The sequence below is a fragment of the Phytobacter diazotrophicus genome, assembly GCF_052061655.1.
GTDB classification, from domain to species: Bacteria; Pseudomonadota; Gammaproteobacteria; order Enterobacterales; family Enterobacteriaceae; genus Phytobacter; species Phytobacter diazotrophicus.
Window position 1 is genome coordinate 686,151 of record NZ_CM125428.1, and the last position, 17,143, is coordinate 703,293.

Annotated in this window: 13 protein-coding genes; 6 read left to right on the forward strand and 7 right to left on the reverse strand. The window is 55.9% G+C overall.

All coding sequences use genetic code 11. The features are described from left to right. Window positions 1–24 precede the first annotated feature (24 nt). From ACS0RQ_RS03385 to ACS0RQ_RS03395, 3 genes are all read left to right on the forward strand, one after another. Complete coding sequence (locus tag ACS0RQ_RS03385) at window positions 25–480, forward strand: S-ribosylhomocysteine lyase (protein WP_271849946.1); 456 nt, start codon at window positions 25–27, stop codon at window positions 478–480. 3 nt (window positions 481–483) lie between these two features. After that, window positions 484–1,245, forward strand: a complete 762-nt coding sequence (locus ACS0RQ_RS03390) for an SDR family NAD(P)-dependent oxidoreductase (RefSeq protein ID WP_334633106.1) — start codon at window positions 484–486, stop codon at window positions 1,243–1,245. A gap of 160 nt (window positions 1,246–1,405) precedes the next feature. Further along, window positions 1,406–3,730 carry a molybdopterin-dependent oxidoreductase gene (locus tag ACS0RQ_RS03395; protein ID WP_271849948.1) on the forward strand — a complete coding sequence of 775 codons (2,325 nt, stop codon included), beginning with the start codon at window positions 1,406–1,408 and terminating at the stop codon, window positions 3,728–3,730. A 4-nt stretch (window positions 3,731–3,734) separates the two neighbouring features. Here the strand turns inward: ACS0RQ_RS03395 and ACS0RQ_RS03400 are convergent, their stop codons facing one another. The 3 genes from ACS0RQ_RS03400 to ACS0RQ_RS03410 form a co-directional block, all read right to left on the reverse strand. Then, window positions 3,735–4,928 carry an amino acid aminotransferase gene (locus ACS0RQ_RS03400; protein ID WP_271849949.1) on the reverse strand — a complete coding sequence of 398 codons (1,194 nt, stop codon included), beginning with the start codon at window positions 4,926–4,928 and terminating at the stop codon, window positions 3,735–3,737. A gap of 38 nt (window positions 4,929–4,966) precedes the next feature. Next, a complete protein-coding gene (locus tag ACS0RQ_RS03405) occupies window positions 4,967–5,581 on the reverse strand; it encodes a YitT family protein (RefSeq protein WP_039077539.1) in 615 nt (204 codons plus the stop codon). 251 nt (window positions 5,582–5,832) lie between these two features. Continuing rightward, window positions 5,833–6,312 (reverse strand): Lrp/AsnC family transcriptional regulator, encoded by a 480-nt coding sequence (locus tag ACS0RQ_RS03410; protein WP_039077540.1) that lies wholly within the window; start codon window positions 6,310–6,312, stop codon window positions 5,833–5,835. 335 nt (window positions 6,313–6,647) lie between these two features. On the opposite strand from ACS0RQ_RS03410, the gene ACS0RQ_RS03415 reads away from it, so the two are divergent. Both ACS0RQ_RS03415 and ACS0RQ_RS03420 read left to right on the forward strand, forming a co-directional pair. Then, window positions 6,648–8,030, forward strand: a complete 1,383-nt coding sequence (locus tag ACS0RQ_RS03415) for an amino acid permease (protein ID WP_107223824.1) — start codon at window positions 6,648–6,650, stop codon at window positions 8,028–8,030. Between the two features lie 694 nt (window positions 8,031–8,724). Further along, window positions 8,725–9,909 carry an aminotransferase-like domain-containing protein gene (locus tag ACS0RQ_RS03420; protein WP_039077542.1) on the forward strand — a complete coding sequence of 395 codons (1,185 nt, stop codon included), beginning with the start codon at window positions 8,725–8,727 and terminating at the stop codon, window positions 9,907–9,909. A 446-nt stretch (window positions 9,910–10,355) separates the two neighbouring features. Here the strand turns inward: ACS0RQ_RS03420 and ACS0RQ_RS03425 are convergent, their stop codons facing one another. Further along, the gene (locus ACS0RQ_RS03425) at window positions 10,356–10,853 is read right to left on the reverse strand and encodes a M48 metallopeptidase family protein (protein WP_271849950.1); all 498 of its coding nucleotides are present in this window, start codon (window positions 10,851–10,853) and stop codon (window positions 10,356–10,358) included. Between the two features lie 69 nt (window positions 10,854–10,922). Between ACS0RQ_RS03425 and rlmG the strand changes: the two genes are divergently transcribed. Beyond that, on the forward strand, window positions 10,923–12,053 hold the full coding sequence (gene rlmG, locus ACS0RQ_RS03430) for a 23S rRNA (guanine(1835)-N(2))-methyltransferase RlmG (RefSeq protein WP_271849951.1): 1,131 nt from the start codon (window positions 10,923–10,925) through the stop codon (window positions 12,051–12,053). Between the two features lie 114 nt (window positions 12,054–12,167). On the opposite strand, the gene ACS0RQ_RS03435 is transcribed toward rlmG, so the two are convergent. The 3 genes from ACS0RQ_RS03435 to lsrR form a co-directional block, all read right to left on the reverse strand. After that, window positions 12,168–14,189, reverse strand: a complete 2,022-nt coding sequence (locus tag ACS0RQ_RS03435; protein WP_271849952.1) for an NADPH-dependent 2,4-dienoyl-CoA reductase — start codon at window positions 14,187–14,189, stop codon at window positions 12,168–12,170. 215 nt (window positions 14,190–14,404) lie between these two features. Next, window positions 14,405–15,997, reverse strand: a complete 1,593-nt coding sequence (lsrK, locus tag ACS0RQ_RS03440) for an autoinducer-2 kinase (RefSeq protein ID WP_271849953.1) — start codon at window positions 15,995–15,997, stop codon at window positions 14,405–14,407. A 43-nt stretch (window positions 15,998–16,040) separates the two neighbouring features. Next, window positions 16,041–17,012, reverse strand: a complete 972-nt coding sequence (gene lsrR / locus ACS0RQ_RS03445) for a transcriptional regulator LsrR (protein WP_039078174.1) — start codon at window positions 17,010–17,012, stop codon at window positions 16,041–16,043. Window positions 17,013–17,143 lie beyond the last annotated feature (131 nt).

Sequence of the window (17,143 nt, forward strand, 5' to 3'; positions counted from 1 at the left end):
ATTTTATCTATTCAGGAGATTAACATGCCAGTTGTAGAGAGCTTTACCCTCGACCATACCAAAGTCAAAGCCCCGTATGTCCGCGTGGCAGGTTATGAACGTCACCGGCTTGGCAGCGTGGTGCAGAAGTTTGATTTACGTTTCCTGCAACCTAATGTGGATGCCATTCCCACTGCGGCGTTGCACACCCTGGAGCACCTGCTGGCATTTGGCCTGCGTGAAGAGCTGGAAGGGGTTATCGACATTTCGCCGATGGGCTGCCGCACCGGTTTCTATCTGATCCTGTGGGATGAGCACGACCCGAAAAACATCGCCGCTGCGCTGACACGGGTCTTGCAGCGTGTGCTTACCGCAACGGATGTGCCTGCGGTCACACCGCTTGCCTGCGGCAACTATCGCGATCATTCGCTGTTCTCCGCTCAGGAGTACGCGAAGCTGGTGCTGGAAGCCGGTATCAGTGACGACCCGTTTCGGGAATAAGCGATGATTGCCCTCAATTTTAGCGGCCAGACCGCAGTGGTGACGGGCGGTCTACAGGGCATCGGTAAAGCCATTGCGCAACTGTTGCATCGGGGCGGCGCGAACGTAGTGATCGGTGATATCGCCGCCAGAGCGCGGGAGCAGAGCCTGCGCCAGTTGGTGCTACGCACCGATGTTGCCTCGCGTGAACAGGCCCATCAGCTCATTGGCGCTGCCGTGGAGACTTTCGGCGGCGTGGACATCCTGGTCAACAGTTGCGGCGTCTCGGCGATGAGCGCGGTCGATGCCATGAGCGAGGCAGACTGGCAGCGCATCCTGGATGTGAACGTCAAAGCCATTGGCTGGCTCTCTGAGGCGGCCATTCCGCTGATGCGGGCCAGAAAGGCGGGACGCATCATCAACATCGCCTCGCAGGCGGGCAAAAATGGCTACCGGCTAATGGGCCAGTACGTGGCCTCGAAACATGCGGTGCTCGGCCTGACCAAAGTGATGGCCATTGAGCTTGCCCGTGACAATATTCTGGTGAACGCGGTCTGCCCCGGCATTGTCGAGACGGAGATGAAGTGGCGCGAGCGTCGGGAAGGCGCAGAGCTGCGCGGCATGACGCCGGAAGCCATCTATGCCGAAGACTGCTCGCAGGTGTTATTGGGTCGCACGGCGCAGCCAGCCGATGTAGCTGGCGTGGTGGCGTTTTTGGCGAGCCCGCTGGCGGCCTATATGACCGGGCAGGCGATTAATGTGACCGGTGGGATGACAATGCATTAAAAACCTGCCCATCAGGCTATCTCATTTGCCATTTTGGCGCAGGGCAGTGCTCACAAGCTTCACGAACTTCATGTACGTTCCGGTTGTTGCGCGCTGTCCGGGTCCAGACTGCCTGTAACAATAACTGCCTGATTAACAGGTTTTATATCGAGGTACCACCATGAAACCCGAGCAACTTGCGGTAATGCACTGGGGAACCTATCGGGTGACCACCGATGACGGCAAACTGACCGCGGTCAGCCCGGTTGCGTGGGACAGGAACCCGTCACGGATTGGGCAGTCGTTGCCGGGTGCGGTGCAGGGGACATCACGCGTTCGTCGCCCGGCGGTGCGGGAAGGGTTTCTGAAAGGGGGCGCCGCCTCCCGGCAGGGACGCGGGCGTGAACCCTTTGTCGAAGTGAGCTGGGAGCAGGCGTTGACGCTGGTGGCCGATGAACTCACCAGGGTTAAAGGCGAGCAGGGCAATGCGGCGATTTATGGCGGCTCTTATGGCTGGTCCAGCGCCGGACGTTTTCATCATGCGCAGAGCCAGCTTCACCGTTTTCTCAATCTCTTTGGCGGCTACACCGGCAGCACCAACACTTACAGTATCGCCGCCGGGGAGCGCATTTTGCCGCATATTCTTGGCGATCTCGATAGCTTACAACGCCAGCACACCCACTGGCCGGTACTGGCGGAACACTGCCAACTGTTTGTCGCCATCGGTGGCTTGCCGCTGCGTAATGCGCAGGTTAACGGCGGCGGGGCCAACGACCACGCGCTACAGCACTGGTTGCAGACGTTGCGCCGCAACGGCACCCGTTTCATCAATATCAGCCCGGTACAAAACGATCTTTCGGCCGTGCCGGATGCCGACTGGCTGGCGGTCAAACCCGGCAGCGATACGGCGTTGCTGCTGGCGCTCAGCCAGGTGCTGATTGCCGACGCGTTATACGACCAGGTCTTTGTCGACAGCCACACGGTCGGGTTCGCGCCTTACCGGGATTATCTCTTTGGCCGGGGCGACGGCGTAGTGAAAAGCCCGGAATGGGCCGAGTCCAGAACCGGACTTGCTGCCGGGGTGATTCGCCAGTTGGCACATGAGATGGCACAGCATCGCACGATGATCAACATTGCCTGGTCGGTTCAGCGTGCCCGCCAGGGGGAACAGGCCTTCTGGGCGACAGTGGCGTTAACCGCACTGTTGGGGCAGATTGGCACTCCCGGCGGTGGGCTGGGCTTCGGCTATGCCTCGACCAACCTGGCGGGGGCCGACCGTCGCGTCTTTTCCGGCCCGCGTTTGCCCCAGGGGCGCAATCCGGTTGAGGGCAAAATCCCGGTCGCTCGTTTTTCCGACATGCTGCTGCACCCCGGCGAACCTTATGAATTTGACGGGCAGACCCACCTTTACCCCGATATTCGCTTTGTCTACTGGGCGGGCGGCAATGTCTTTCATCACCATCAGGATCTGAACAAACTGGTACGCGCCTGGCGGCGCCCGGAAACCATTGTGGTCCACGAGCAGTACTGGACCGCACAGGCGAAATTCGCCGATATCGTCCTGCCCGCCACCACTTCGCTTGAGCGGGAGGATATCGGCAGCGCCAGCAACGACGGCTTTATGATTGCCATGCGCCAGCATATTGCGCCGTTTGCCGATGCGCGTGACGACTATGCCATTTTCAGCGGGCTGGCGGCCCGTCTCGGGTTTGGTGAGGCTTACACCGAAGGGCGGGACGCCAGAGCATGGCTGGAGGTTATATATGAACAGTCGCGCCCCCGAGCCGGGGCCGACGGGATCGCGCTCCCGGCGTTCGATGCGTTCTGGCAGCAGGGCGTTCTGGAATTTTCACGCCCCGCCCGGCCGCAGATCTTGCTTAAAGATTTTCGCGACGACCCGCTGAACGCGCCCCTTGCCACCCCTTCCGGCAAAATTGAGCTTTTTTCGCAGACCATTGCCGATTTTGGCTACGAAGAGTGTCCGGGGTATCCGTACTGGCACGAGGCGGAGGCGCAATATCAGCAGGCGCTCGCCCGCGAATGGCCGCTCCATTTGCTCTCCAGCCAGCCGCGTACCCGCCTGCACAGCCAGTACGACCACGGCAGCGTAAGTCGGGAGACCAAAATTGCCGGGCGTGAACCACTGTGGATGCATCCGCGTGATGCCGCTGAGCGCGACATTCACGACGGCGAGGTGGTGAAAGTGTTCAATACGCGAGGTGCGTTACTGGCCGGGGTGAAACTGAGCGAGGCCATCCGGCCCGGCGTGGTGCAGATGTCCACCGGCGCCTGGTATGATCCGCAGAATACAGAAGAGGCGCGGCCACTCGATAAACATGGCAATCCCAACGTTTTAACAGAAGATCGCGGCAGTTCGCGTCTGGGACAAGGATGCAGCGCGCAGAGTTGTTGGGTGGACGTGGTGAAGTTTGAAGGGCCGTTACCGGCGATAACGGCCTGGGAACCGCCTGTTTTTGTCACGCTCGCGCAACAAAAACAGGCCTGATGCCTTACTGAACGGCGGCGAAGGCTGAGGCCACGCGACCGATATTGCTGTGGTTAAGGCCCGCCACGCAGACGCGGCCGCTGGCAATCAGGTAGACCCCAAAGGCTTCGCGCAGTTTATCCACCTGTTCAGCGCTGAACCCGGTGTAACTGAACATCCCGCGCTGGGTCAGCAGGTAGGTAACGTCGTGCGTCGGCAGGGCATCTTTGAGGACATCCACCAGCGCCTGGCGCATTTCGCTGATGCGGGTGCGCATGGCGTCCACTTCGGCACGCCACAGGGCGTTAAGCTCCGGGTCATTGAGCACCGTGGAGACGACCTGCGCGCCAAAATTCGGCGGGCTGGAGTAGTTGCGACGTACGGTGGCTTTCAACTGGCCCAGCACGCGTCCGGCGGCGTCAGCATCTTCACACACTACGGACAGCCCACCCACGCGCTCACCATACAGCGAGAATATTTTGGAGAAGGAGTTGCTGACCAGCGCAGGCAGGCCGGTGCTGGCGATAGCGCGAATGGCGTAGGCATCATCTTCCAGACCCGCGCCAAAGCCCTGATAGGCAATGTCGAGGAACGGGATCAGATCGCGGGAAATCAGCACCTCAATCACTTCGTCCCACTGCGCATTCGTCAGATCCGCGCCCGTCGGGTTGTGGCAGCACGGGTGGAGCAGCACGATACTGCGCGGCGGCAGTTGTTTTAAGCTGTTGAGCATGCCGCTGAAATCGACACCGCGCGTGGCGCTATCGAAGTAAGGGTAGGTGTGTACGTTAAATCCGGCACCGGCAAAAATAGCGATATGGTTTTCCCAGGTCGGATCGCTGACCCACACCCCGGAGTCCGGGAAGTAGCGTTTCAGGAAATCGGCACCCACTTTCAGCGCGCCGGAACCACCCAGCGTCTGAATGGTGGCGATACGCCCGGCGTTCAGTGCCGGATGGTTGTCGCCAAACAGCAGCGTCTGAATGGCGCTGCGATAAGGGGCGAAACCTTCCATCGGCAAATAGAGGCTGGCTTTTTGCGGCTGGCTCTGCAAGCGAGCTTCGGCCTGTTGTACTGCCTTAAGGCAAGGAATGATGGCCTGCTCGTCATAATACAGCCCGATGCTAAGGTTCACTTTTTCAGTACGGGTGTCCTGATGGAAAGTCTCCATCAACGACAGGATAGGGTCGCCCGCGTAGGCGTCAACGTTCTGGAACACAGTCACTACTCCTGAAATTACTGTCAGAGGTCAATCCATTACACCGCATAGCGTCCCGGGCGGTGGTTCATGGCAATAATGGAATTCAGAATCACGGCGCCCACAATGGAGGCCGCCAGCATCGGCAGGCTCACGAAGAACAGCGATGCGGTCACGATACAGGCATCGACCACCATCTGGAATTTACCGGCGCGGATGCCGCTTTTATCCTGCAGATAGAGCGCCAGAATATTCACGCCGCCGAGACTCGCTTTATGACGGAACAGCACCACAAAACCAATGCCGACCATAATGTTGCCAAACAGCGTGGCGTAGTAGGGGTTAAGCTGATCGAAATGGATAAAGCGCCCGTGCAGATCGGAGAACAACGACACCAGCGCCACGGCGCAGAACGTTTTCAGCGTGAACTGCATCCCCATCCGGCGAACAGAGAGCCAGTAAAAGGGCAGGTTGATCAAAAAGAACGCCACGCCAAACGGCAGGTGAGTCGCGTAATGGATCAGAAAAGCGATACCCGCCGTACCGCCAGTGAGCGCGCCCGCCTGGCGAAACATTATCACGCCAAAAGAGATCATTAGCGTACCGAACAGCAGCGCCAGCGCATCTTCCAGCCAGGTATGAGCAAGTTTATTGGGAGTCAGGACGTTATCCATAAGAAAGTACGATTCAACAATTGCTAAAGATAAGAAATATCCTGCAAAAACCGCACCAGATCCGCTTCCTGATGCGATTGAATGGAGGAAAAACAGGCGGCCATATCGCTAACGTATTGATATGGCAAAAAGAGAATGTTGCGTGTTTTGTGCGTAAAATGGCCGACATATGGGTGATGTGTGTATTTTCATCTCGCCAGATACATTAATTAACCAAACGATTGCACCAAAATAAAGCACATTGCCCTGTATTAGGGCGCAAGACCACTGCCCGGCATCAACTGACCATTCTCTTTCAGGCGGTTAAGGACAACCGAGGTTTTCAAATGGGCGACCCCTTTATTTTGCGCCAGAATATGGCTGATTAAATGGCTCAGGCCAGGCAAATCCGGCACGGCCACCCTGAGCAGGTAATCGGCATCGCCCGTGGTTTTCCAGGCATCAAGAATCGCGTCCACTTCGCTCACCATCTGGTGGAAACTTTCCACATACTCCTGCGTGTGGTTTAAAAGACGCACCTCAATCAGACCCAGCATCTCGCGCCCGGCGGCATCCGGTGCGAGCCGCGCATGGTAGCCCAGAATCAGTTGCGCTTGCTCCAGCGCGATACGACGCCGAGAACACTGGGAAGCAGAAAGGCCGATAAGATCGCTCAGCTCCTGGTTAGTTAAACGGCCATTGGCCTGCAACAAGGTGAGGATTTTCAGATCAAAGTCGTCGATGTTATACATGTGCGCCAATACCGGAACGAAAGAGTGGCTACCAGACTAACAGCTTTTTTGATGGCGGGAAGCCTGACGGCGCTGCGCTTTTTTCCGCTGCACCAAAACAGTTCGTTTTCATGCATACAGAGGCTGTTTTTCTCATACATCGTGCGATTTAAGCGTGCTTATTGCGCGAAGTTGCTGAAAATTCAATCGCCGCGCTCAAGATGTGGATGTGACTGGAAATTTATATCTCCCGCTTATTCAGATAGTTAGCCTGCCATTGTCGTGTTCTCCCCGCTGGCTGGCCTGAAAGTTGCTCTGGCCGAAGGTGACGTTTACAGACAGGGGAGAGGTCAGAGGTGGCAGCACAACACACTAACGAATTAAAACGCGGGTTAAAAAACCGCCATATCCAGTTGATTGCGCTCGGTGGGGCCGTAGGCACCGGGCTTTTTTTGGGCATTGCGCAGACCATTCGCATGGCCGGGCCGTCCGTACTGTTGGGGTACGCCATCGCCGGGGTGATTGCTTTTTTCATTATGCGCCAGCTCGGTGAAATGGTGGTTGAAGAGCCAGTGGCGGGCTCTTTCAGCCATTTTGCCAACCGCTACTGGGGACCTTTTGCCGGATTTATGTCCGGCTGGAACTATTGGGTGCTCTATGTGCTGGTGAGCATGGCGGAACTGACGGCGGTTGGGATTTATATTCAATACTGGTGGCCGGACGTGCCAACGTGGGTATCGGCGGCCATTTTCTTTGTGGCAATTAACGCCATCAACCTGACGAACGTCAAAGTGTACGGCGAGATGGAGTTCTGGTTCTCCATTATCAAAGTTGCGGCCATCATCAGCATGATTGCTTTTGGCGGCTATCTTTTGTTTAGCGGCAGCGGTGGCCCGGATGCATCGGTGGCGAACTTGTGGCAGGACGGTGGATTCTTCCCGAATGGCATCAGTGGCCTGGTCATGGCGATGGCGGTGATCATGTTCTCCTTTGGCGGTCTGGAGCTGGTGGGGATCACGGCGGCAGAGGCCGACGATCCGCAAAAGAGCATTCCCAAAGCCACTAATCAGGTTATCTACCGTATTCTGCTGTTTTATGTGGGTTCACTGGCCGTTTTGCTGTCGCTCTATCCGTGGAAAAACGTGGTGGAAGGCGGCAGCCCGTTCGTCCTGATTTTCCATGCGCTGGACAGCAACATCGTCGCGAACGCCCTCAATCTGGTGGTGCTCTCCGCCGCGCTGTCGGTCTATAACAGTTGTGTTTACTGCAATAGCCGCATGCTGTTTGGCCTGGCGCAGCAGGGTAACGCGCCGCGTTCGCTGCTTAAGGTGAACCGCCGGGGGATCCCGCTGACCGCGCTGGGGGTATCGGCTTTGGCCACGGCGCTGTGCGTGCTGATCAACTATGTGATGCCGGGCAAAGCCTTTGAATTGCTAATGGCGCTCGTGGTGGCGGCCCTGGTGATCAACTGGGCGATGATTTGTATCACCCACCTGAAATTCCGTCTCGCCATGCAAAAAGCCGGAAAAACCACCGCTTTTCAAAGCCTCGGTTATCCGCTGACTAACATCATTTGCCTGCTGTTCCTGGCGGGGATCCTGGTGGTGATGTTTATGACACCGGGGATCCGTATCTCTGTATGTCTGATCCCGGCATGGCTGCTGGTACTGGGGGCGGGCTATATGTTGAAGAAAAAACGCGCTGCCGCCGTTCTGGTAGCGGAAGTGAATCAGGGCTAAAGGTGATGATGCCGGAGCGATGCTCCGGCAGTACGGTGGAAAACGGGTGGGGAACGTCACCAGCCATATTCGGAATAAACCTGTGAGATCAGGATGTTGTCGATAGCCTGCCTGACATAAGGAATGGTGGTGTGTGGCCGCACACGCTGCGGCGGCGGTCACTGTTTCACCTTCCTCAAGCCTCCCCTGCCAGCAGGCTGTAAAAGCCATCCATCCACCCTGTGCCCCTGCGTTTGAACATACATATCTGATTACCTTTCCTGAGCAGGATAAAAACCGTACTAGAAAGACAGTATCTTTCTCTTTTCATTTGTCTCGACCTTGTGTGTACATTAACTGTGTATAAATACAGTTACTGAACACACACAAGAGACGGGCCGCAATTCAAATCATAATGCTGGCTGGATGGTTGATCGCAGATGAGCCTTCCACATTGTTTTAAAATGATCGGACGATGATCAGAAGAAATCCCGGACGCTTGCCGGTCATATATATCTATTTAATTAATATTTAGCGTCACCTGCGGAATATTAAACCAGAAAAAATAAAAACTCTGGCATAGTATAAATAAAACGGGTGAGCGGGCGGCTCCGTTTACGGCCTGTTTTTATTGCTGTATAACGGAATTGCTTAGCATGAAAACTATCGCAACATAATAAGATCGAACGGCAAAACAAAGGGTAAGGTTAAGGTAATGTCAGACGAGAGAATCTCCGATAAAGTCAAAAATGTGCAGTCATCTGCCATCCGCGAATTATTAAAACACAGCAAAATGGAAGGGGTTATCTCTCTTGGCGGGGGCATTCCTAATCCTGATCTCTTTGATCGCGAAGGGCTCCAGATGGCGATGGATAAAGTGTTATCCGTTTCCTGGAAAGATGCTTTTCAATATGGCCTGAGCGAAGGCAGCCCGGATTTGCGTGAGGCAATTTGCCAGCTTCTGGAACAGCGTCTGATTACCTGTAACCCTGATGAAGTCGTGATTACTTCCGGTTCTCAGCAGTCTCTGGATATGCTCGCCCGCGTGCTGATTAACCCTGGCGATGTCATTGTTGTGGAAAGACCCACCTATCTGGCCGCGTTGCAGGTTTTCCATCTGGCGGAAGCTCAGCTTGCGTCTGTTGGTACAGACGGGGAAGGCATGAAGGTTGATGAGCTGGAAGAACTGGTCAAAACCACCACCATCAAAGCCGTTTATATTGTACCGACCTTCGGCAACCCTGGCGGGGTCACTCTCTCTGATGAGCGCCGCAAAAAGCTGGTGGCGCTCTCTAAGCGCTATAACTTTGTCATTATCGAAGATGATCCCTATAGCGAAATTAATTTTACCGACAAACTGTTTAAGCCATTAACTGCCTGGGCAAAAGAGATAGACAACAGCGAGAACGTTATTTACACCTCGACGTTTTCCAAAATTCTGGCGCCGGGTGCGCGTGTCGGCTGGGTTGTTGCGCCGGAGTGGATTAAAAAGCAGATTGTGACCCTGAAACAGGCCACGGATTTGCATACCAGCTCCCTGTCGCAGTCGCTGGCCTATCACTATTTGCAGACGGGCCGCCTGCCTGAGCAGTTAAAAATTATCCGCGCTTCTTATAAAGATAAATGTCAGGTGTTATGCGAAGAGATCGAACGTGAACTGGGCGAGCATCTGACCTTTCACCGTCCGCAAGGGGGCATGTTCCTGTGGGCCAAATTTAAGTACGAGAAGAACACCACCGACTGGCTGAAAAAGACGCTGGCGAATGGCGTGGTCTATGTGCCGGGCGAGTTCTTCTATGCGGATAACCCGGATGCATCGACGCTGCGTATGTCTTACGTGTCAGTGGCGGATGAAAATCTCAGAAAAGCCGTCGCCCGCCTCAAAGCCTCTCTTGAATAAGTTCAGACATAAAAAAACCATGTATCCCATCAGGGATACATGGTGAGTAAAGGGTTTATATCCCTATTCGCTGACATAAATGTGCCCGAGGGCGAACAGGTATTAAAACCAATCATCTAAATGCTTCGAGAATACTTCTACAACAAGCTGTAAAAGTATTTCTACATAATGATTTTATTGTCCCTCTGCGTCAAATTCAAATCTTGAATCATATGATTCAAAAATAAGATAAATAACGCGCTGGATGTTTGTCTGAATCCATTCTGGTAGATAGCAATACAGGTATTTTTTAATAATCCATTATTTACAGTGGGTTACGAGTGTCTTTATGTCATCGTATAAAGATTAATTCGTTGCATTATTAGTGACTGAGATCGCATATTAATAAATGCAGAATAAATGACTTTAATTATTTGTGGGTCGTTGATGCTTTATTTAATTTCATATCAAAGCCACCCTTCGTCTTTACATAAAAGCCACAAACGCATATCAAATTCCAGTTGATGATACTGAGGCTCCATATGGCAACATAATTGATAAAACGCTTTGTTGTGCTCTTTCTCTTTCAGGTGCGCCAGTTCATGCACCACGATCATACGCAGAAAGGCTTCCGGTGCCTGGCGAAAAACGGTGGCGACGCGGATTTCTGCTTTCGCTTTGAGCTTACCGCCCTGCACGCGCGACACCGCGGTATGCAGCCCTAACGCGTTTTTGAGCACATGGATTTTGCTGTCATAAGCGACTTTGTTGATTTGCGGCGCGTTACGCAAAAACTGATTTTTAAAATCCTGCGTATAAACATAGAGCGCTTTATCGGTCGTGATGTCGTGCGTATCGGGGTAACGCTTGAGCAAAACCTCGCTCAGCCGATTTTGCGCGATCAGCGTTTGTACCTGTGTCAGCAGTGATTCGGGGTAACCCTGCAAATAAGTGAGTGTTGTCATGTTTAAGGGGTTTACAACTCCGGATAATTAAGCGATAAAACGCGCGAATTCTAGCACCCCGGAGGGTCGATGGGCCAGGTTGAGTTAATTGGACAGTCATTTGCATTAGAGCGTTTCCCACCCAATGCCGAAGAAGCGTCGTTACAGGCGTGGGATGCGGCAGATGAATATCTGCTAAATCAGGTAAATGAGACCGAAGGCACGACGCTCATCTTTAACGATAGCTTCGGCGCGTTGGCCTGTGCCCTGGCGGCATATCGTCCTGTCAGTGTGAATGACTCGTTTATCGCGGAGCAGGCTACCCGCCATAACCTGTGTCTGAACGGGATGGACGAAGACGCCGTGACTTTCCTGGATAGCCTGAGCGAACTGCCGGCTGCCCCTGCGCGTGTGTTGATTAAAGTACCCAAACAGCTTGCGCTGCTGGAGCAACAGCTTTGTGCGCTGCGTCGCGTAGTGACCCCACAAACGCAGATTATCGCCGGTGCCAAAGCGCGTGATATCCACAACTCCACCATGGCGTTGTTTGAAAAATACCTCGGCCCGACCACCACGTCGCTGGCGTGGAAAAAAGCGCGTCTGATCCACTGTACCTTTACTGCTCCGGCGGTAGCTGATGCGCCGCAGACCTATGACTGGCAATTAGAGGGAACGGACTGGACCATCCATAACCATGCGAATGTATTTTCACGCAGCGGGCTGGACATTGGTGCGCGTCTTTTCCTCAAGCATTTGCCGGAAAACGTGGAAGGGGAGATGGTCGATCTCGGCTGTGGTAACGGCGTGATTGGTCTGCAACTGCTGGCGCAGAACCCGCAGGCGCGTGTGCTCTTTACCGACGAATCCCATATGGCCGTGGCCTCCAGCCGCCTGAATGTGGAACGCAACATGCCGGACGCGCTGGAGCGCAGCGAGTTTATGGTCAATAACGGGCTGTCGGGTATTGAACCGGACCGTTTTGATGTGGTGCTGTGCAATCCGCCGTTCCATCAACAAAGCGCCATCACCGATCATATTGCCTGGCAGATGTTCCACGATGCTCGCCGCAGCCTGAAATATGGCGGTGAATTAATTGTGGTGGGCAACCGCCATCTTGATTACTTCCGTAAGCTTAAGAAGATTTTTAGTAACTGCAGCAACGTGGCGTCTAACGGTAAGTTTGTGGTGCTAAAAGCGGTGAAATTGCGCAGACAGCGCTGATTTTCCCCCGGTGGCGCTGCGCTTACCGGGGCTACAAAAGCGTGCCCGAATACCGGAAAACAACCCCTGGCCCGGATAAGGCGCTTGCGCCGCCATCCGGGTCGTCATAACACATCAAATCGTCAGCGCTAACGTCGTGCCCTGGGCTATCGCCCGGCGGGCATCAAGCTCCATTGCCACATCGCAGCCGCCAATCAAATGCACCGTTTTTCCCGCTGCCTGTAACGGCTCTGCCAGCTCGCGGCGCGGCTCCTGGCCTGCACACAGGATCACATTGTCTACCGCCAGCAACTGCGGTTCGCCGCCGATCAAGACATGCAGCCCCTCGTCGTCGATCTTCTGATAACTGACCGCCGGGATCATTTTCACCCCGCGCGACAGCAGGGTGGTACGGTGGATCCAGCCGGTGGTTTTCCCCAGACCTTCACCCGGTTTGCTGGCTTTACGCTGGAGCATCACGATCTTACGCGGACTTTTCGGCAACTGTGGGCCTTCCGGGCGCAAACCGCCCACATGGTTGAGGCTGGTATCGATGCCCCATTCCACACAAAATTCTGCGATATTCTGGCTGGTGGGTTCGCCCGGCTGGCTAAGATACATCGCGGTATCAAAACCAATTCCCCCGCAGCCGATAATCGCCACCTTCTCGCCGACCGGCACTTTATCGCGCAAAACGTCAAGGTAACTTAGTACTTTAGGATGGGTGATCCCCTCGATCTCCGGCGTGCGCGGCACAATACCGCTGGCGAGGATCACCTCGTCAAAGGCTTCCAGCATGGTGGGCTGCACAAACTGATTGAGCCGTAACGTCACGCCGCTGATGTCGATCATTTTGCGGTAGTAGCGCAGGGTTTCGTAGAACTCCTCTTTGCCGGGGATCTGTTTGGCGATATTGAACTGACCGCCAATCTCGGCAGCCGCATCAAACAGCGTCACGCTATGCCCACGGGCAGCGGCGTTGACGGCAAAAGCCAGACCGGCGGGACCGGCACCAATCACGGCCAGCGTTTTCTTGCGGGTGGCTGGTGTGAGCGGCATTTTGGTTTCGTGGCAGGCGCGCGGGTTGACCAGACACGAGGTCACTTTGCCCATGAAGATCTGATCGAGGCAGGCCTGGTTGCAGCCGATGCAGGTGTTAATCTCATCAGCGCGACCGCTTTGCGCTTTGGAAAGGATCCCGGCATCGGCAAGGAACGGGCGCGCCATCGACACCATATCAGCATCGCCGCGAGAGAGAATATCGTCAGCCACCTGCGGATCGTTAATGCGGTTGGTGGTGACCAGCGGGATGCCGACTTTGCCTTTCAGCTTGCGGGTAACCCAACTGAATGCCGCGCGCGGCACCGTGGTGGCAATGGTCGGGACACGGGCTTCGTGCCAGCCGATACCGGTGTTGATGATGGTCGCGCCCGCCGCTTCAACGGCGTTCGCCAGTTGGACGGTTTCCTCAAAGACGCCGCCGCCTTCCACCAGGTCGAGCATCGACAGGCGGTAGATAACAATAAAATCACGGCCTACCCGTTCACGCACCGCTCTGACCACTTCCACGGCAAAGCGCATTCGGCGGGCGTAATCGCCGCCCCATTCGTCTTCCCGCTGGTTGGTGCGCGCGGCGAGAAACTCGTTAATCAAATAGCCTTCTGAGCCCATCACTTCCACGCCGTCATAACCGGCCTGCTGTGCCAGATGTGCACAGCGGGCAAAGTCGTCAATCAGCGCCAGGATTTCGTCATGACTCAGAGCGTGCGGGGTAAAACGGTTAATCGGCGCCTGAATGGCGGACGGCGCTACCAGGTTTGGCTGAAAGCTGTAACGCCCGGTATGCAAAATTTGCAGGGCGATTTTGCCACCTTCCTGATGTACGGCATCGGTTATCAGGCGATGATGCGGAAGCTGATGTTCATCGTTAAGTACCGCACCACCCTGCATCGTTACGCCCGAAAGCGCCGGCGCCACACCGCCGGTGACTATCAGCGCCACACCATGGCGTGCTCGTTCGGCATAGAAGGCCGCCAGCCGGGCCGGGCCGTCAGGGCGCTCTTCCAGACCGGTGTGCATTGACCCCATTAATACGCGGTTCTTTAACGTAGTAAAACCCAAATCCAGTGGGGCAAATAACGACGGGTAATGGCTCATATCGCTTCCAGTGTTAATTTTTTGTTATGTGGTCGGATGAGTTGTAATTTAGCGTTTGGCGGAGAAAAGGGAAAAGGGGAATGCGGTGATTGTGATGGGATTCAAAGATTGGTGCGGCCTGATGCCCTCAGCCTGACCCCTCCCACGGGGAGAGGGGACCGATCGAGCGTTTCTGCCTCGCCGTAGCGCGGATAAGCGCAGCGCATCCGGGGTGGTCAGGCCGAAGGCCGGGGTGATGATGCGCGTACCAGCCCAGGTGCCTGCCACATGGATGTTGTCAGCCCGCTATCCACCAGACCAAGCTGATCGGCATAAACCGCCTGCCACTTCTGCATCATCTCGTCATATAACTCGCGATGCTGCGGGTTCGGCGTGAACTCCCGGCTCCATTTCACCAGTCGTTCACCGGTCGCCGCCATATCGTCATACAGACCCGCCCCGACGCCTGCGGCAATGGCGCAGCCCAGCGCGGTCGCCTCTTTGACTTCCGGCACGCGTACAGGCAGGCCGGTGACGTCGCTTAAAATCTGGCTCCATAGCGCCCCTTTTGAACCGCCGCCCGCAAACACCAGGCTGTCGAACTTCACGCCGGAAAAGCGGGAAATCTGTGCCAGGTTACAGGCTGAGACGATGGCGGCATTCTCTTCCAGCGCGCGGAACAGCGTCGCTTTATTGCATTTTTCCGGGTCGATGGAGAGGTTAATAAACGACGGCGCCGCGTGGTACCACTGCTTGAAATGCATCGCATCGGAGAAGATCGGCATCACGCCGTGGGAGCCCGCCGGAACGCGAGCAGCCATCTCTTCCAGCAGGCTATAGGTGTCCATTCCCATACGCTCGGCAATCAATTTTTCTTCCGCGCAGAAGGCATCACGGAACCAGCGCATGGTTAAGCCGGTAAAGAAACTGATCGACTCCGCCTGTGCCATGCCAGGGATTACATGCGGGTTCACGCGAATATTCATCTCCGGGTCGGTCCTCACCTGCGGCAAGTTGACCACCTGTTGCCAGAATGTCCCCCCCAGCACGGCCGTCTGTCCGGGGCGTACCACCCCCAGCCCCAGACAACCCAGTTGGACATCCCCGCCGCCCATGATTACCGGCGTGCCTTCGCGCAGACCGCTCTCCTGTGCAGCCTCTCTGGTCACTTCGCCCAGCACGCTGCCGGTCTCTTTTACCGGCGAGAGAATATCGGCGCGCAATCCGGCCATATCCAGCAGGGAAGGCCGCCAGTCTCGGGTAAACAGATCGAGCATGCCGGTGGTGCCCGCGTTGGAAGGATCGACCGCCAGCCAGCCGGAAAGGCGCGCCGCCAGCCAGTCGCTGATCATGGTGATCGTGACCGCGTTGCGATAGATATCCGGGCGATGGTGCGCCAGCCATAGCAGACGAGGCATCGCGCTCAGGGCCAGCGTTTGCCCGGAGACCTCATAGACTTCGGATTCAAAGCGATCGTTGTGGATCTCTTTGAGTTCGGCCACTTCCCGGCTGGCGCGCGCGTCGACGTTGGCGCAGGCCCAGATGGCATCACCGTACTGGTCATACAGCACAATACCTTCGCGCATGGAACAGCAGGCGATGGATTTGATATCCGCACCGGAAAGACCTGCGCTCACCAGCGCCTGGCGAATGCACTGGCAGGCCAGTTGCCAGTTGGTGGCGAGATCGAACTCCATTGAGCCCGGCACATTTTCCACGCTCAGGTGTTTCCATTCCGCCTGGCCGACGGCAACCTGTCTCCCGGTTAAATCGAAGATCACTGCACGAATGCTGCCGGTCCCTGCATCTAACGCTAAAAGGTAACTCATGGGCTTGCCTCGCTGTTATCAGCGCAGCGCGGCAAGCGGCGCGTTATTGCGCCAACGCCAGGACCGCGCGTGCTGTTGTTTCTTCCGTCACCAGGCCATTGATACGGCGGCCTTTGAGTGCGGCATAAATCGCGTCTGCCTTTTCCACGCCCCCGGCGGCACCGATGATGGTCGGCAATTGCGCCAGCTCATCCAGGGTGACGCCGAGTAATTCCCGATGAATCTCCAGCCCTTCGACCCGTTCACCATCGGCCTGCAAAAAGAAGCCCAGGATGTCGCCGACGGCCCCTTTGCGTGCATACATCAGTTGTTCACCTTCACTGATATAGCCCGAGCGCAGGATCGTGGCGTCGCGCTTCTGGTTCACTGATCCAATACCCACCACGGCAACATCGGCGGCGGTGGCGGCGAGGATCACATCCCGCACGCTCGATTCCCGTTTCAGGATCTCTGCCACCTCCGGCGACGATACGCGCAATGGCGCGGGGATCATGCTGACGCTACAGGCGGCATCCAGTTGGCCAATCCCGGTCATGTAGGGGCCGACACCGCCGGAGAGCGTCACCAGGCGAATTTGCTGCGAACTGATAAAACCGCTCAGGTGCTGCAGACAACTCATAGTGGTTTCGCCAAATCCCACCGCCAGAAGCTGACCCGGCTCCAGCACTCCCATTAACGACTGTGCGGCGCCAATCCCGAGTCGCACGCTCATGGGCGGGGTATTCAGGGCTGGCAGCACGCGGGTCAGGCGTAAGCCAAACTGGCGTTGTAGCTCCGTTTCCAGCGCCAGGCACCCTTCATAGCGGGAGTTAATCTGTACGCGGATCACCCCGGACTGCCGCCCCTTCTCCAGCAGGCGCGAAATCTTGAGGCGCGGTAAACCCAGCCGCTCGCCGATATCGTTTTGTGTCAGGCCGTCGTGGTAGTAACACCAGGCCACACGGGCCACCAGCTCTTCTTCTGCCAGCGCCAGACCTGCAAAGCGTCCTTCTTCTAATGTTCTTTTTTCGCTCATATCTGAACTCTTATAAAAATTTAGATCATATGTTCGTGCTTGCCTGCGGTGAAAATGTGAGCCGCCTGGCAAAACAGATCTTTTGATGTCGCTGTTGGAATAGAGAGATCCAAATACATAAAAGTGTGATC

Coding starts and splice junctions, on each gene's coding strand:
- ACS0RQ_RS03425 (WP_271849950.1), bottom strand. CDS start 10,853: ATGACAACACTCACTTATTTGCAGGGTTACCCCGAATCACTGCTGACA.
- ACS0RQ_RS03435 (WP_271849952.1), bottom strand. CDS start 14,189: ATGAGCCATTACCCGTCGTTATTTGCCCCACTGGATTTGGGTTTTACT.
- ACS0RQ_RS03390 (WP_334633106.1), top strand. CDS start 484: ATGATTGCCCTCAATTTTAGCGGCCAGACCGCAGTGGTGACGGGCGGT.
- ACS0RQ_RS03410 (WP_039077540.1), bottom strand. CDS start 6,312: ATGTATAACATCGACGACTTTGATCTGAAAATCCTCACCTTGTTGCAG.
- lsrK (WP_271849953.1), bottom strand. CDS start 15,997: ATGAGTTACCTTTTAGCGTTAGATGCAGGGACCGGCAGCATTCGTGCA.
- ACS0RQ_RS03385 (WP_271849946.1), top strand. CDS start 25: ATGCCAGTTGTAGAGAGCTTTACCCTCGACCATACCAAAGTCAAAGCC.
- lsrR (WP_039078174.1), bottom strand. CDS start 17,012: ATGAGCGAAAAAAGAACATTAGAAGAAGGACGCTTTGCAGGTCTGGCG.
- ACS0RQ_RS03395 (WP_271849948.1), top strand. CDS start 1,406: ATGAAACCCGAGCAACTTGCGGTAATGCACTGGGGAACCTATCGGGTG.
- rlmG (WP_271849951.1), top strand. CDS start 10,923: ATGGGCCAGGTTGAGTTAATTGGACAGTCATTTGCATTAGAGCGTTTC.
- ACS0RQ_RS03420 (WP_039077542.1), top strand. CDS start 8,725: ATGTCAGACGAGAGAATCTCCGATAAAGTCAAAAATGTGCAGTCATCT.
- ACS0RQ_RS03405 (WP_039077539.1), bottom strand. CDS start 5,581: ATGGATAACGTCCTGACTCCCAATAAACTTGCTCATACCTGGCTGGAA.